The 16,450-nt window shown below is 45.3% G+C and carries 16 protein-coding genes; all 16 read right to left on the reverse strand.

The annotated features are described in order from the left end of the window. Window positions 1–180: 180 nt before the first annotated feature. The 16 genes from K5Q73_RS15055 to fliO all read right to left on the reverse strand — a co-directional run bounded on the left by K5Q73_RS15055 (window position 181) and on the right by fliO (window position 16,449). Entirely contained in the window at window positions 181–1,128 is a 948-nt protein-coding gene (locus K5Q73_RS15055) for a chemotaxis protein CheW (RefSeq protein ID WP_220760179.1), read from the reverse strand. Then, window positions 1,112–1,903: a ParA family protein gene (locus K5Q73_RS15060; protein WP_220760177.1), complete on the reverse strand. Its 792-nt coding sequence runs from the start codon at window positions 1,901–1,903 to the stop codon at window positions 1,112–1,114. The genes K5Q73_RS15055 and K5Q73_RS15060 overlap by 17 nt, the downstream gene beginning before the upstream one ends. Before the next feature lie 185 nt (window positions 1,904–2,088). Then, window positions 2,089–2,784 carry a hypothetical protein gene (locus K5Q73_RS15065; RefSeq protein ID WP_220760175.1) on the reverse strand — a complete coding sequence of 232 codons (696 nt, stop codon included), beginning with the start codon at window positions 2,782–2,784 and terminating at the stop codon, window positions 2,089–2,091. After that, window positions 2,777–3,958, reverse strand: coding sequence for a chemotaxis response regulator protein-glutamate methylesterase (locus K5Q73_RS15070; RefSeq protein WP_220760173.1), 1,182 nt, complete (start codon window positions 3,956–3,958; stop codon window positions 2,777–2,779). The genes K5Q73_RS15065 and K5Q73_RS15070 overlap by 8 nt, the downstream gene beginning before the upstream one ends. A 93-nt stretch (window positions 3,959–4,051) precedes the next feature. Then, complete coding sequence (locus K5Q73_RS15075; protein WP_220760171.1) at window positions 4,052–6,265, reverse strand: chemotaxis protein CheA; 2,214 nt, start codon at window positions 6,263–6,265, stop codon at window positions 4,052–4,054. Window positions 6,266–6,277: 12 nt separating this feature from the next. Beyond that, entirely contained in the window at window positions 6,278–7,015 is a 738-nt protein-coding gene (locus K5Q73_RS15080; protein ID WP_220760169.1) for a protein phosphatase CheZ, read from the reverse strand. A gap of 13 nt (window positions 7,016–7,028) precedes the next feature. Continuing rightward, window positions 7,029–7,412 carry a chemotaxis response regulator CheY gene (gene cheY / locus K5Q73_RS15085; RefSeq protein ID WP_220760167.1) on the reverse strand — a complete coding sequence of 128 codons (384 nt, stop codon included), beginning with the start codon at window positions 7,410–7,412 and terminating at the stop codon, window positions 7,029–7,031. 58 nt (window positions 7,413–7,470) lie between these two features. Further along, a complete protein-coding gene (locus tag K5Q73_RS15090) occupies window positions 7,471–8,190 on the reverse strand; it encodes an RNA polymerase sigma factor FliA (RefSeq protein ID WP_220760165.1) in 720 nt (239 codons plus the stop codon). Then, a complete protein-coding gene (locus K5Q73_RS15095) occupies window positions 8,183–9,064 on the reverse strand; it encodes a MinD/ParA family protein (protein ID WP_259650724.1) in 882 nt (293 codons plus the stop codon). The genes K5Q73_RS15090 and K5Q73_RS15095 overlap by 8 nt, the downstream gene beginning before the upstream one ends. A 4-nt stretch (window positions 9,065–9,068) precedes the next feature. Then, complete coding sequence (flhF, locus tag K5Q73_RS15100) at window positions 9,069–10,481, reverse strand: flagellar biosynthesis protein FlhF (protein WP_220760163.1); 1,413 nt, start codon at window positions 10,479–10,481, stop codon at window positions 9,069–9,071. Window positions 10,482–10,492: 11 nt separating this feature from the next. Continuing rightward, entirely contained in the window at window positions 10,493–12,592 is a 2,100-nt protein-coding gene (gene flhA, locus K5Q73_RS15105) for a flagellar biosynthesis protein FlhA (RefSeq protein ID WP_220760161.1), read from the reverse strand. Between the two features lie 277 nt (window positions 12,593–12,869). Further along, complete coding sequence (gene flhB / locus K5Q73_RS15110; RefSeq protein ID WP_220760159.1) at window positions 12,870–14,003, reverse strand: flagellar biosynthesis protein FlhB; 1,134 nt, start codon at window positions 14,001–14,003, stop codon at window positions 12,870–12,872. Between the two features lie 92 nt (window positions 14,004–14,095). Further along, window positions 14,096–14,896, reverse strand: a complete 801-nt coding sequence (fliR, locus tag K5Q73_RS15115) for a flagellar biosynthetic protein FliR (RefSeq protein ID WP_220760157.1) — start codon at window positions 14,894–14,896, stop codon at window positions 14,096–14,098. 113 nt (window positions 14,897–15,009) lie between these two features. Then, window positions 15,010–15,279: a flagellar biosynthesis protein FliQ gene (fliQ, locus tag K5Q73_RS15120; RefSeq protein ID WP_012154625.1), complete on the reverse strand. Its 270-nt coding sequence runs from the start codon at window positions 15,277–15,279 to the stop codon at window positions 15,010–15,012. Between the two features lie 7 nt (window positions 15,280–15,286). After that, window positions 15,287–16,036, reverse strand: coding sequence for a flagellar type III secretion system pore protein FliP (gene fliP / locus K5Q73_RS15125; protein ID WP_220760155.1), 750 nt, complete (start codon window positions 16,034–16,036; stop codon window positions 15,287–15,289). A 38-nt stretch (window positions 16,037–16,074) separates the two neighbouring features. Beyond that, the gene (gene fliO / locus K5Q73_RS15130; protein WP_220760153.1) at window positions 16,075–16,449 is read right to left on the reverse strand and encodes a flagellar biosynthetic protein FliO; all 375 of its coding nucleotides are present in this window, start codon (window positions 16,447–16,449) and stop codon (window positions 16,075–16,077) included. Window position 16,450: the final 1 nt, after the last annotated feature.

Below are 16,450 nucleotides of genomic sequence, written 5' to 3' on the forward strand. Positions count from 1 at the left end.
GACCATATTTATCCATTAATAAATAAACCTATTAGCTATGGTTGCTATTAATCACAATCTAGTTCGCCTAGTCATAACTGCTAGCTAATATCATTACTCAGCATGGTGTATGGCACTACTTAGTCGCTTTTAACCCAATGAGCTTGGCGCTTGGTATGCATCGGCAGCTAAATCATTCCGCTACAAAAGCGCATCTTGGCAGCCTAAGCCCGAGCCCAACATTTGAACCAAGGCATCAACATTTAAAATGCCGCACATCTGCTCTTTTACTACACCAGCCAACCATGGACGCTTACCAGCTTGGCTGCGCCAATTAATTTCAGATTTTTTAATTGTAATCGTATCGACTAACGACTCACAACCTAGGCCCCAGGCACTATCTTTTAGTACAACAACATATTGATAACTCACACTCTGAGCTAGCTGCTCATCGTACTTTTCAGGCATTACCCAAGCGCAAGTATCAACGACATTAAGTTGGGTCTCTCGATACTGCTGTACCCCCATATACCAATCGGGGCGCCCCATGAGCCTGGTGACCTTGTCTAAGCTAACAATTCCGCCAAGGCTAACTAAAGGCACTGCAAGCGTTAAGCCTGCCACATTGAAAAAAAGTACTTGGAACTCATCATCAAGCTGCTCTAATAATGTTTCAGTCGACACTAACATCTCTTGCTCAGACGCTACGCTTATTACTTCAGCGCTCGCTTGAAAAGCAGGAGCAACATCTGAAGCTGCTAGAGTCGAAGTTTTTAGCTGTGTGCCTTTATCTTGCAGCGCTTGTGTTTTAATTTCTTCCAGAGCTTTTAACTGAGCTTCATCCTGGTTTTTTACTAGTTCAACCTGCGCTGCAACTTCAGCCGCAACAGGATTACTCACTTCTGCAATCACAGGCTGTGCACAAACACTTACTGCATCAGTTAGCGTCTGTGTAGCTTGCTGACTTTCAGCCTGATTAGCTCGCGTAAACAGTAACTCAAGAGCCTGACGACTAAAGTCTGAGTCGACATCTAACGTTTCTGCTAATTGAGGCTCTTGTCGCGAGTCATTTTCTGCCTTATTTGCTGCGGGCTCATTTAACAGCAGCGAAAAATAATCACATACCGCATCATCAACCGATTTTGACATGAGATAGATCCTTCGCGAGTAAATAATCCAGCAAGCGATTGTAAGCCTTAACCCCACGGCTATTTGGAGCATAATGGGAAGCGGGTAAATGGCTCAAACTAGCATCTCTAAATTTGGTATCAACAGGGATCACGTCCTGCCATAGCTCATCAATATAATCTTCATTCAGTTGCAACAAAGCGGCCGAAGCCGCGCGTGTGCGTTTATCAAACATGGTTGGCACTATGGTATAACTGTATTTCATTTTTTTTGAACGTCCCATCAACAGCATGGTTTTTACCATACGATCCAGCCCTTTTATAGCCAGAAACTCTGTTTGAACAGGTACAATAATGTGCTCACTTGCGGCGAGTGCGTTGACCATCAATACACCCAATACCGGAGGGCAATCAATCAGCACGATATCGTACTGCCCTTCGATAAGTTTTAAGGCTCTTTTTAAGATAAGCCCCATTCCCTCTTCGTGACCTAGGCTGCGATCTAAAGTCGCCAAAGCCATAGTGGATGGCATCAGATCCAATCCTTGCACATTCGTCGGTACGATATGGGTTTGTACTGTCTCGCGAGTTAGGTTTTTGTGGGCTAAAAATAGATCGTACAGGGAGCAAGGCAATTGCTCGCTGTCTATACCTAGGTAATAGCCAAGGGAAGCGTGAGGATCGGTATCAATCATTAATACTCTTTGGCCACGTTTTACAAACGCACCAGCAAGGCTCGCAACAGTTGTTGTTTTACCCACTCCGCCTTTTTGGTTTGCTATGGTCCAGATCTTCAAGAAGTACCCTTAAGGTTAATTAAGCTAATAAAGTGCGACTTAAACTCAAACTGCTATCGATTCAATATTAATCGACTCAATGTTAATCGGTTCAATGTTAATCGGTTCAATATTAATCACGGGGCTAGACTAATAATCTTACATACTCAATGATATACGCGTTCACAAATGAGCTAGAAGCATAATTACTTTTCAAGCTCTCTAGTTGTTACCCTGATCCCACCATGAGGTAAACTGATAAGCTTTACCCCATCTGGCGACTCGTTCAGCATGACAGCTTGCTTGACTACTCGTGTACTATTAAAAGCGCTATCCTTCATTTTTGCAGCATTACTGCGCTCTTCATCAGTAACGGTTAACACTGCGTCTCTATCAAGCTCTGACAATATGGCTGCGGTGTGTTTCTGCTCTGTTTTAGCTATCACGCCATTTGAACTTTTTTCTTGTTCTTGTTCTTTCTCTGAAACAGGTTTTACTGGCTTTTGCTGAGTGACGCTTTGTTTTTGCTGTTCATCATCTGCTAAACCGCTCGATTTAGAGCTAACACTCTGGCTTGAAGACTGCTGCGCTCCCGGACCGATAGGCAAAACGGTGGATTCGCCTTGCTTAGCCTTATCGACAAAAGAACTAACAAAATCCGGATTTTCAGCCATCCAATTCGCCATCACTTCAGCTTGTTCATCCGGCACCATGAGCAATACTTGGCTATTCTTAAGCTTTTGTACTTCGCTAGATAACAGTTTATTTTTATGCTTAGCTTCAAAATAAAGCGAGCCGAATGTAAAGGATGCAATACTCAGCAAAAACATTAATAGCAATGACAGAGTATTGATCTCGCCCCGTTGCAAAATGCTGCTCTGTTTCAAAAGCGCCTTAGCCATTAACGGTTTCTTTTATTATCGACTCAGCCATATGCTCTAACGCTATCGATTTAGTTGCAATACCCGCTGCCGTAACAGCTTGCGGCATACCGTAAACCACGCAGCTGGCCTCATCTTGAGCCCAAATGTTCGCACCAATACCCTTAAGCATTCTTGCACCTTCACGGCCATCGGCGCCCATGCCCGTAAGTACTACGGCTAACACATCGCCACCAATCACTTTCGAAGCTGAGGCAAAAGTAATATCGACACAAGGCTTGTAGTTCATATCAGCCTTGCCAGCAATGATCTTAATTCTGCCAAAAGCTCCGCCTCGTTCTAGCATCATCTGCATGCCGCCAGGCGCTAGGTATGCACAACCCGGCCTTAGCTGATCGCCACTCACAGCCTCCTTTACCTCTATTTTACACAAGCCATTAAGCCTTGCTGCAAACGTTGGCGTAAAGGCAGCAGGCATATGCTGTATAAGTAAAATAGGATGTGGGTAGTTAGCTGGAAACTGAGTCAGAACCTTTTGCAGTGCAACGGGTCCGCCTGTCGAAGTACCGATTAATAGCGCCTTGTATTTTTTACCGCTACTACGGGTTACAAGATTAGAACGACTTGCGGGCTTATCGGTGGTTGTTAGCGCATGAACACTTGTTGCAGGTGCATTAACGGCTGTACGAGAAAAACTCGAAATAGGCCGAGTTCTATCGCTAGCAGCCTGAACTCTTTCATTGGCCGAAAGCGCTCTATCGTTACTCGTCAATGTGCGAGTTATGGGCCTAAATAAGCGGCGTCGGCCCAATGCCCGAATGCGCTGCTGTAACAGGGCTATCGCATCATCTTTATTGGTTGCAATGTCTTCAAAACGTTTAGGCAAAAAATCCAAAGCGCCTGCATCCAAAGCTTCTAACGTTGCTTTAGCCCCATCGTGTGTCAGTGATGAAAACATTAAAATTGGAATAGGCTTACTCGCCATGATCTCTTTAACCGCGGTGATCCCGTCCATGACTGGCATCTCTATGTCCATGGTGATCACATTTGGGTTAAGCTCTGCTGCCATCTTAACAGCCTCAGCACCATTACAGGCCGTTCCCACCACCTCTAGCTCAGAGTCTTGATTTACTATTTCACTAACACGTCGTCTAAAAAAACTCGAATCATCTACGACTAAAACTTTAATGCCCATTTAAATCCCTATACCGCACCACTGGCCGCCCAATACTGTATGTAAAAAAGGGAATAACAAAGCAATGCCTGTTATTCCCCATGCTAACCTGAGTTAGCTCCTCTTACGGGCGTAATGCTTGAGTAGCCCTGGTACATCTAAAATCAGTGCAATACCGCCATCAGAAGTAATGGTGGCGCCTGCCATGCCTGGTGTACCATGAAGCAATGTACCTAGCGGCTTAATGACCACCTCTTCTTGGCCTATCAGTGAATCCACCACAAAGCCAATCTGCATCGTGCCTAATTGAACGATAACAACGTGTCCGTGCTGCTTATCACCATGCTTAAAGCTTAACTGCTTGCGAGATAACCACTGCTCTAAATAGAATAATGGTACCGCTTTATCACGGACAATCACCGTCAATTGGCCATCAACCACGTTCGTTTTGGTCAAGTCTAAGTGGAAAATTTCATTAACACTCGACAGCGGCAGAGCAAATACTTGCTCAGCAACTTCAACCATCAAAGTAGGCATAATTGCTAAGGTCAACGGCACCTTAATCTCAAGACGCGTGCCCTTGCCCAGTTGTGAGCCTATATGAACCGAACCGTTTAGCTGAGTAATACGGGTTTTTACTACATCCATACCTACGCCGCGGCCTGAAATATCGGATATTTCAACTTTGGTTGAGAAGCCTGGCGCAAAAATAAGGTTATAAGCTTCTTCATCGCTCATACGAGCGGCCGCATCTTCATCGAGAACGCCTCGACTGATTGCGATCCCTTTAAGTTTATCTGGATCCATACCAGCGCCATCATCTTCAATCTTAAGTAGAATATGGTCGCCTTCTTGACTAGCTGATAGAGTAATTGTGCCCGTGCGCGTCTTACCATTCGCTTCACGCGCATCTGGCATTTCAATACCATGATCGACGGAGTTCCTCACTAAGTGAACCAGAGGATCTGCTAGCGCTTCGACCAGATTTTTATCTAGATCGGTATCTTCACCGATCATGACTAAGTCAATTTCTTTGTTTAAACTACGGGCTAAATCACGAACCACGCGAGGGAATCGACCGAAAACCTTCTTAATTGGCTGCATGCGAGTTTTCATCACAGCGCCTTGAAGATCGGCGGTCACTAAGTCAAGATTTGCCAAAGCTTTTGACATATCTTCATCTTCGCGTGCTACACCTAAACTCAGTAAACGGTTGCGCACTAATACCAGCTCACCGACCATATTCATAATTTGATCAAGTCTTGAGGTATCTACCCTAACTGTGGTTTCAGCTTGAGGCGCTACTTTAGCCGGTGGTTTTATATCTTGTTTAGGCTGTGGTTGAGGTTTAAGCTCAGCTTTAACAGCAGGCACTTGCTGTGCTGTTGTTATTGCTTGCACTACAGCTTGAGATTGATTAACTGCTGGCTGCTCAGTAACGGCTTCGCTGACCTCGTTAACCTTAGCTGATTTCCCAGGACCTGTGCCTGAACCATGCAACTCATCCAGCAGACGTTCAAACTCGTCATCAGTTATTTCATCAGAATCGACTTGTGAGCCACTCTGCTCAATAGCAGCAGGAGCTGCCGACTGAGTTTTAAATTGACCCGAGCCATGTAACTCATCGAGTAAAGACTCAAACTCATCATCGGTAATATCACCAGATGCAGCTTGTGAGCCCTGTGAGAGAGAGACTGTGGACTCTGCAGGCTTGCCTGGCCCGTTGCCCGAACCATGCAGTGCATCGAGTAAGGCTTCAAATTCGATATCATCGATATCATCAATGCTACCGGTAGTTGCACTTGTAGTTGTAGCGCTCTGCTCTATTACTTGAGGCGCTTGCGCTGCAGCTTGTTCAATAATAGGTTCTTGAATGCTGACAGTAGGCTCTTCAACAATTGCAGGACTGACAGTTTGTGCCACTTCTGATGGCAGTAATTCGCCAGCGCTTAAGGTTTTAAGCTGAGCTAATAATGTAGGCTCAGCGGGAGATTGAGTCTGCCCAGCTTGTGTTTCAGCGAACATTGAGTTGATTGAGTCGACCGCTTGTAAAATGACATCCATCAAATTAGCAGAAACTTCACGCTTGCCAGTACGCAATAGATCGAAGGTGTTTTCTGCTTCATGGCAAACATCTACCATTGGAGATAAACCTAAGAAGCCTGCGCCACCTTTAACCGTATGAAAACCTCTAAAAATCGCATTTAGCAGTTCGGTATCGTCCGGGTTATTCTCTAACGAGACGAGTTGCTCTTGTAGAAGCTCTAGTATCTCACCGGCTTCGATCAAAAAGTCCTGCAGTATCTCTTCATCAACATCAAAGGACATTCTTTGACTCCCTTAAAAACCTAAACTCGAAAGCAGATCGTCAACTTCATCTTGACCCGTCACCACGTCATGGCGGTGCTCTGCGTTCATAATAGGACCTTCAGCTTCAACATTTAGCTTTGGCTTATAGTCAGCAGTTTCAATAGGCTGCTCACCAAATACTGTCAACATAGACACTAAGCTATTCTCGACTTCTTTGACGAGATCAATAACTCGGCGGATCATCTGTCCAGTTAAGTCTTGAAAGTCTTGCGCCAATAAAATTTGATTTAGAAGTTCTTTTACTCGGCTTGCATCCGATTCACTTCTTTCCACAAACTGATGAATATCATGGCATAAGGCTTTAAATTCTGTCAGTGGCAACTCACGACGCATTAGCTTGTCCCATGCGGGCTTTATTGCTTGAATATTGTCATTGAGTTCACTAGCAAGAGGTAAGCACTCTTCCACCGCGTCCATGGTTTTATTTGCCGCTTGCTCTGTCATATCAATAACATAAGTCAAACGTTCTTTTGCATCAGGGATTTCAGTGTTGGCTAATTCAATAAGACGACTGTCGAATTGAAAATCTGCAATAGCACTATGAAGTTGACGGGTTAAGCGACCCACTTCATCAAAAAGATCTTTTTGAATTGGCGCGGCGATCTCCCTAACTAATTCATCCGCTTTTTCTTGCTGACCCTGACTGAGTAGTACGACTAGACTCTCTGCTTGCTCTAGAGTAATCAGGCTTGACGATTGTTGCTGCATAGCTCATCCCTGCTTAGCCGAGTCTTTCAAAAATTTTATCTAGCTTTTCTTTAAGGGTGGCGGCAGTAAATGGCTTAACTACATAACCGTTTACGCCAGCTTGTGCTGCGGTAATGATCTGCTCACGCTTAGCTTCAGCTGTGACCATCAACACTGGTAGGTGCTTGAGGTTATCGTCGGCACGAATAGCCTTTAATAGATCGATCCCTTGCATCCCTGGCATGTTCCAGTCGGTTACAACGAAATCAAAATCGCCTTTTTGTAACATAGGTAGAGCTGTAGAGCCGTCATCAGCTTCCTGGGTGTTATTAAATCCCAAGTCGCGTAACAAGTTCTTAATGATACGTCTCATTGTTGAAAAGTCATCAACAACAAGAATCTTCATATTCTTGTCCAAGGTTTCCTCCGCGGAGCGCGCTATATATGCGCGTGTAAAGTGCTATCAATGATAATAATTATTCTTGCGTCCAGTGTTTGAGCTTGCCCTTGAGTCTGAGCATCGCCTGACTATGGATCTGGCTAACTCTAGACTCACTGACCTCAAGAATGGCCCCAATCTCTTTTAAATTTAATGCTTCATCGTAGTAAAGCGACAAGACCAGCGCATCTCTTTCTGGTAATAGCTTAATCGCTGCGACGAGCGCTGAATGAAACTCGACTTCAGCGAGTGATTCATAAGCATCGTCTTCGTGGCCGTCATCTGGATTTATTCCATCAACAGCTACGCCTAAATCTTCTATACCAACAACTTTGCCGACTGATACGTCGTTTAAAATGGCATGGTATTCATCGAGTGAAACCTCGAGTCGCTCGGCGATTTCGCCATCACGAGCATCACGACCTAACTCTTGCTCTAGTTCATCTATGACCTGAGCCACACGGCGTTGATTACGGTGTACCGAACGCGGTACCCAGTCACCTCGCCTAATTTCATCTAACATAGAGCCCCTAATCCGAATACCGGCAAAGGTTTCGAACTTGGCGCCCTTACTACCATCAAAATTTGATGACGCTTCGAGTAGCCCCATCATGCCGGCCTGCAACAAGTCATCTAACTGGACTGATGCAGGTAAACGAGCCAAAAGATGATGGGCTATTCTTTTTACAAGCGGTGCATACTGTTCAACGATAGACGTCTTATTATCAAAACGAGTATACGCAGCCGCTTTATTCACCCGATTTATCCTCTTGATAATCAGGGCGCTGAACTAAACGTTCAACGAAAAACTCTAAATGCCCACCAGGTTGAGACGGCACAGGCCAACTCATGATCTTATTCGCTAACCCCTGGTAAGCTATTGCTGCAGGCGATTTAGGAAATGCCTCAACAATCAACTTTTGCTTACGTACCGATTTACGTAAATTCTCATCAAATGGCACAGTGGCAACCAGCTCTAGTGCAACATCGAGGAATCTATCTGTTACCCTGCTTAACTTGGCAAACAGCTCCATACCTTCACGTAAACTACGTACCATATTAGCCACAATCTTAAAGCGGAATACGCCGTGTTCACGACTCAAGATCTTAATCAACGCATAAGCGTCGGTAATTGAGGTAGGCTCATCACATACCACAATTAGCACGTCTTGTGACGCACGAGAAAAGCTCAGAACCATATCTGATATACCTGCTGCCGTATCGACAATCAAGATATCAAATTGGGTTCTCATTTCGCTAAACGCACGTATAAGACCTGCATGCTGAGCCTGAGTCAGTTCAACCATAGCTTGAGTACCTGAAGTGGCTGGAATAATACCAATACCTTTCGGTCCTCGAAGGATCACATCATCTAATTCGGCCTCTCCCGACAAAACATGAGATAAATTTCGCTCAGCGCGTAAACCTAACATCACATCGACGTTCGCTAGACCTAAATCGGCGTCCAATACCAATACACGTTTACCCTTTTCGGCTAACGCAACAGCAGTATTAATTGATACGCTGGTTTTACCAACGCCACCTTTACCACCTGATACGGCGATTACTTTTACTTTTTCATTATTTGGCTGATTCATCATACGTAAACCGCTTGCTTGATCCGGAGTCATGGCTTCACTCAAATGCATAGGTCATTTCTTGCGACCCTTCGCTATTATGTAATGGTTCTATGGGGTTGTTATCTAATGCTGTTAATGCGCGATTGGCTAATGATAATGTATCTGCCACCTGCATATCTTCAGGAACTCTTTGTCCGTCAGTTACATAACTTAAAGGCAACCCACTTTGAATCAAGACGCTTAACGCTGGCGCTAAAGAAATTGATTCATCTAATTTTGTCAGTACCGCACCCGAAAGTGGAATACGTGTAAACTGTTTTACAGCATCTTCTAATACTCGGCGCTGCCCCGTTGCTGACATTACCAGATAACTGCGTATGGGTAATCTGCTATTTGCAGCTAAGCTATCGAGTTGCTGGAATAAACGCTGATCTCTTTGCCCCATACCTGCCGTGTCGATTAGGACCAATTTACGGTTCCTGAACTGGTAGAGTATTTGTTCTAACTCATTAAAATCATGAGCCTGTTTGACAGGGCATCCCATTATCTTGCCATAAGTTGCTAATTGCTCAAAGGCTCCAATGCGATAATGGTCCGTTGTAATGAGAGCAACTTGATCTGAGCCATGATAAGCCGCAAAACGCGCAGCTAATTTAGCCACAGTCGTTGTTTTACCGACACCCGTTGGCCCAACAAATGCTACTACACCACCCTGGCGTACAATATCATCACCTTGGTTATCTAACATATTAGCTAAACTGCGTGGCAAAGAGGCGACTAATTCTGCTGGCGAGTAATGCTCACTAAGGCTAGATAACTTCTTGGCAATCGCAGGTGAAAACTCTGCATCCAGCAATTTGCTTTCAAGCATAGCACCCACAGGGTCGATACGGTTTTTCTGCTCGACCATCAAGCTACTTACTTGATGCGTCAATAAATTACGAATTGACGCTAATTCTTGTTTCATCGCGTCAATTTCTGCACTGTTGTTTTGCTTTTGGCCGTTGAAACTGTCTGGAGCGCGGTTGGGCGTAAACTCTGCCTTAACTGGCTCCGACTTTTTCACTTGTGCCTGCAATCCTTTGGCCCATTCAGGCATATCCAACTCGTCATTACTTCGCGGCTGGTTATGCTGACTAATTCTGCTCTGCTGACGCTCAAGTAACGCTTGCAGTGAATCAGGTGCTGGCGTCGGGTTTGCTCGGCTTTCAGTCCGTAGATTCGGCCCCCTAGCACCTGACGGAGCGCCTAAGGTCACCCTCTCTTCAGCAAGATCGGTGAACATGGCTGCCGACGGCTTGGCCTCGGCAATCTTTGGCTTAGGATCGTCATAGTCAACCGCAGCAACAATCTCAATGCCACCAGTCACTTTCTTGTTAGACATGATCACAGCATCAGACCCCAAGGTTTCTTTAACTTGAGCTAAGGCCGAGCGCATATCTTTTGCTAAAAATCTTTTAATCTTCAATTATTCGACCTCTACTGACCCACTGCCGAGACGATGCGTATCTGCTTCTCGTCGGGGACTTCCTGATATGAAATCACCCGTAAATTAGGGATCGTATGCTTAACGAATCGCGATAAGGTTGAACGTAACATACCAGATGTCAGCAAAATTGCAGGTTGCCCCACCATTTCTTGACGCTGTGTGGCGTCCACTAATGACTTCTGCATGCGTTCTGCAAGGCTTGGTTCGATATTCGGACCATCTCCTCCCGTCGCCTGCATAGACTGATGCAACATTTGTTCCAACTCTGGCGCCAAAGTAATGACAGGGATTTCAAGCTCAGGTCCACTGATCTCTTGCACTATCATACGTTTTAACGCGATACGTACGGCAGCCGTTAACACCTCGGTGTCACTACTCTTGGTTCCATACTCAAGTAAAGTTTGTACTATGGTCTTCATGTCACGAATAGACACGCCTTCATTAAGCAGGTTCTGCATCACCTTCACAACGGTACCCAGCGGCATCACATCGGGAATAAAGCCATCGACTAACTTAGGCGAATGCTTGCCTAACATCTCAAGTAACTGCTGTACTTCTTCATAGCCAAGTAGCTTGGCAGCATTATTGGTCAGCAACTGACTGATGTGAGTAGCCACTACTGTAGAAGCATCTACGACGGTGTAACCTAAGGTCTGTGCGTGCTCACGCATTTCAGGGGCGATCCAAACCGCATCTAAACCAAAAGCAGGATCTTTGGTTTCGATACCATCAAGCTTGCCATAAACTTGGCCGGGGTTAATCGCCAGCTCACAGTCATGACGAATTTCTGCTTCCCCAGAACTTACCCCCATCAATGAGATCCGGTAAGCATTGGGGGATAAATCTAAGTTGTCACGAATATGCACCGCTGGCACCAAAAAGCCTAACTCCTGTGACAGCTTCTTACGCACCCCTTTAATTCGGCCCAGGAGTTCGCCGCCTTGTCCTTTATCAACCAGTGGAATTAAACGATAACCCACTTCTAGGCCGATGGTGTCGACATGTTGCACATCGTCCCAACTCAACTCTTTAGGCTGAGCATCGCGAGGCTCTGCAGGTCCGCTCTTTGCAAGTTCTACAGCACGCTCTCTGTCTGTGTCTTTCTTTTTCTTAATAAAGTAAGCCGCTGCGCCCGATATTGCAGCGCATGACAAGAACACCAAATGTGGCATGCCAGGAACAACCCCCATCACTAACATCACTGCCGAAGCAATGGCTAGCGCCTTGGGACTGTCAAACATTTGCCCCATTACCATCTCGCCCATATCGCCAGATTCATTTTGACGCGTCACCATCAAGGCCGCAGCAATAGAGAGTAGAAGACCCGGGATCTGCGCCACTAGGCCGTCACCAATCGTTAGTAGGGTATAAATTTCAACGGCAGAAGAAAAAGATAAGTCATGCTGAGCGATACCAATAATAAATCCGCCAACTATATTGATAACCAGAATTAAAATACCGGCAATCGCGTCGCCTTTCACAAACTTTGACGCACCATCCATAGCACCATAAAAATCGGCTTCGCGAGTCACTTCGGCGCGGCGGTCTCTGGCTTGATCTTGAGTTAACAGCCCAGCATTTAAGTCGGCATCGATTGCCATCTGCTTGCCAGGCATAGCGTCAAGGGTGAAGCGAGCACTTACCTCAGAAATACGCCCAGCACCTTTGGTCACTACAGCAAAGTTGATAATAATGAGGATTAAAAACACTACTAGACCCACGGCGTAGTTGCCGCCGATCACCACGGAGCCGAACGCCTCAATCACTTTACCAGCAGCATCGCCACCGTTGTGACCTTCAAGCAGTACCACACGAGTTGAGGCAACGTTTAGGGCAAGTCTGAGTAAAGTGGCAACCAGCAATACCGTTGGGAAAGCGGCGAAATCAAGTGGGCGGTCACTATAAATGGCAACCAGAAGCACCACGAGTGCCAGTGCGATATTGAAGGTGAATAGAATATCGAGCAGGAACGCTGGCATAGGTAAAATAATCATAGCCAGAGCGGCTAAGACTAATAACGGTGTACCAATACCTTTTAAATGTGCAGGCTTTATCTGTTTTAATTGGCCTAGACTTGCTTTAAGTTCCATTCACCCTGAGTCCGATCTTTGACGTCTAGCGTCAATACAGCAAATACTGTACCAATTATTTTTATTAATATTTAAGAACTATAACCTGAAAGCTATTAACAAAGAATGCTTGCTGATTCAAATGTTTGATTTTTAGGCATAGATAGCAATATAAGTGCTATACAAAGAGCAATTAAGTTACCGGTAATAAACTTATAAGCGACAATCCATTGGTGTTGCTTAAATCAATATCTGAAAAAACAACTCTTAGTTGATAACTTTGTTATGTAGATTGCTATTAATGCTGTAGATCGTCAGGGATGGGTTGCTTGGTCGGGATAGGGTTGGGTCTACGGCCTTTGCCTTTTTGGTATTGGCGTAACTGGAATACATAGGCAAGTACTTGAGCAACTGCAGTAAACAAGCCTTCAGGGATCTCTTGGTCAATTTTGGTGGTGTGATATATCGCGCGAGCAAGTGGCGGTGCAGAAACAATTGCCACGTCATGTTCACGAGCTATCTCACGAATTTTAAATGCGACCTCATCCACCCCTTTCGCGACCACGAAAGGCGCAGTTGAGCGACCCGCGTCATACTTAACCGCTACGGCATAGTGTTCTGGGTTAACAACTATCACATCGGCATTGGGTACTTCTCCCATCATACGTCTTTGTGCCATTTCACGTTGTAACTGACGAATGCGCCCTTTTACCTCTGGCTTACCCTCTGTATCTTTATATTCGTCTTTGACTTCCTGCTTGGTCATCTTTAGCTGTTTAGAGTGATTCCAGATCTGAAACGGTACATCTATCATTACGATCAGCAAGGTCGACGCGCACAGCCAGATAAAAATCCAAACGATTAAGTCCAGAGCGTGATAAATATTGCCAGGTAGATGCTCCTGCGACAGCAATAAGATGTCGTTGAGATAAACGCTCAATAATAGGTAGGCGGTAATCGCTACCACTGAAAACTTGGCGATACCTTTAGCTAACTCAACCGCCGCCTGTACCCCAAACATCCGCTTAAATCCGGCTACGGGGCTCATTTTGCTGGCCTTCGGCATAAAAGCACTTACGGAGAAGGAGATCCCCCCCAGAGCGATATTGCCCGCAAAGGCGATTAGCGCTAGAAATACAATAAAACCCAATAGAGGAAAAGCTAACTCGCTGCCCACCATCCCCCAAACATTCATCATTTGGTTCGTATCGAAGATCTCATCGCGACTTAGCGTATACATCTTGCTCATGATATTAAACATAGCCTGAGCAATATTAGGCCCCGTCATTAACAGACCTACGGAGGCCGCAATGAGCACAGCAGAGGTACCTAGATCTTTAGAACGTGCAACCTGCCCTTTGTCTTTGGCCTGTTGCAACTTCCTGGAGGTTGCTTCCTCTGTTTTTTCTTGACTACTGTCGTTCTCAGACATTTATGCCCGCCCTCCTATCACAGAAGGTAACCAGCGAATCTCTAGCAACGATCCTGAATACGACGCCAGCAATGTTCCAGAGTACGACGCCATCAATTAAGCCCACCATCAACACTGCATTGCAGCTCAAGCGCATTACAGAGCAAAATTTGGGTTTCACGCCACACCTCATCGAAGTGAGACATGATTGGCGATAGGGTTAGCCATAAAATAAATAACCCGGCAACCATGGTGACCGGAAAGCCAATAGCGAAAATGTTTAACTGAGGTGACGCACGAGTCATCACTCCGAAGGACAGGTTAATCGTCAAAAGTGCCACAATCGCAGACAGTGACATAGTTAAGGCGGCGCCAAACATATAACCCACGAACTCGGTAAATAAGCGATAACTTGCCAAGCTTAACCCCTGCATCGACACAGGAATGGATTCAAAGCTGGCGATCACCATTTTAATCAACAGAAGATGACCATCTACCGCTAAGAAAATTACAGTGGTCAATAGCAAGAAGAAGTTACCCACAACAGGAGTCTGCTGGCCAGAACTCGGATCCACCATTGATGCAAAACCAAGACTGGTCTGCATACCAATGATTTGGCCAGTAAGTACGAAGGTTTGCATCAATAACAAAGTCGCAAAGCCCATGGCAACACCGATAATGATCTGCTGAGCGGTAACGAATGCGGCGCTTAAGGAGAATAAATCGATGTTTGGCATGGCTGGTAAAATTGGCGCTACAGCAGCGGTGACGGTAACTGACAGCAGTAGCCTCACTCGAGTCGGAGTTGTGGTTGCTCCAAAGACCGCCATGACCATAAACATGCTTGAAATTCGGGTTAAAGGCCACAAATAACCGGCAATGCCGTTCATAATGGTATCGAGTAAGATCTCCATTTACTTTAATCTACTGAAGACGGGACAAGTAGCCATATTTACTCTATCACCTGTAAGCACATTATATTCAACACTGGCAAACCTAAGTCCATGTTCAAAGCTCCAGCAACTAGTTAGCCTATAACTTGCGGGATCATGTCGACCATCTGCATGAAGAAGTCCATCATCATTTGGATCAAAAGATGGCCCATCAACATCAGCGCTAATAAAGTTGTTAGCAAGCGTGGAAGAAAACTTAAAGTTTGCTCGTTAATTGAGGTCGCGGCCTGAAACACTGCCACCACTAGACCTATGATAAGACCAGGCACAATAATCATCGACACGATGATGACGATAACAGCCAATGCTTCTCTAAAGATATCAACCAGTGATTCAGGACTCATAGCTTACCTACAATCCAAAACTGTTGGCTAAGGTGCCCATCACTAGGCTCCAACCGTCAACTAATACAAATAGCATGATTTTAAACGGCAATGACACAATCATCGGCGACAACATCATCATACCCATGGCCATCAAGATACTGGCAACCACCAAATCTAGCACTAAGAATGGTACAAACAGCATAAAACCAATCTGGAAAGCAGTCTTGAGCTCACTGGTTATGAATGCTGGAATGATCACAGTCATAGGCGCATCTTCTGGCTCATTGATATTTTGATAGCCAGAGATCTCAATAAAGGTATCGAGATCGGTTAAGCGCGTCTGGGCTAGCATAAATTCTTTAAGCGGCCCTTGTCCCTTGGTAAACGCATCTTGCAATGGCATACCTTGCTCAATATAGGGCTGTACTGCTTGATCATAAATCTTGTCGAATACCGGCGACATAATAAAAAATGTCATAAACATGCTGATGCCGATTAACACCTGATTAGACGGTGTTTGCTGTAAGCCAATTGCTTGGCGTAGAATCGATAACACCACAATAATGCGGGTAAACGAAGTCAACATAATAACCATAGCAGGGATGAAGCTTAACGCCGTCATCAATAGCAAGATCTGCATGGTGACGGAGTACTGCGTAGAACCGTCTGCGCCGGTCGACACAGTCACCGCTGGCAAAATGCCATTCTCAGCAAAGGCTACAGGTGCTGTTAATGACAGAGTCAAACCGACAATAACTAAAATCCATTTCATCATTTTAATGTCTTCATTGTGACGTCTTCATTGTGACGTCTTCATTGTGATGTTTTAGCTTGACGTAGACGACTAGCAAAAGACTCTGTCGATACTTCTACGGGTGTCGTTAATTTATCGACTAGGCTGACTTGCTGAGGTGTTACGCCCAGCAGATATTGTTGACCACCAACTTCTATCAGCACCAACTTTTCTTTCTGCCCGAGTGGGGTCACGGCAATCGTCTTTAACACCCCTTGACTGCTTGGCACTAAATTAAAGCGCCTAACAAGGTAAGCAAGAAAGAAAATTAACAACAACACGACGATCAAACCGCCAACCATACTCGAAAGCGTGGCTATGCTCGTTGGCGAAGCTGGCGCTTCAGCTTGAGCAGCTACTGCACTGACATTGGCTAAAACCAATTGAAAACTCATC

This window comes from Shewanella sp. MBTL60-112-B2, from assembly GCF_019655055.1.
In the GTDB taxonomy this organism is placed as follows: Bacteria; Pseudomonadota; Gammaproteobacteria; order Enterobacterales; family Shewanellaceae; genus Shewanella.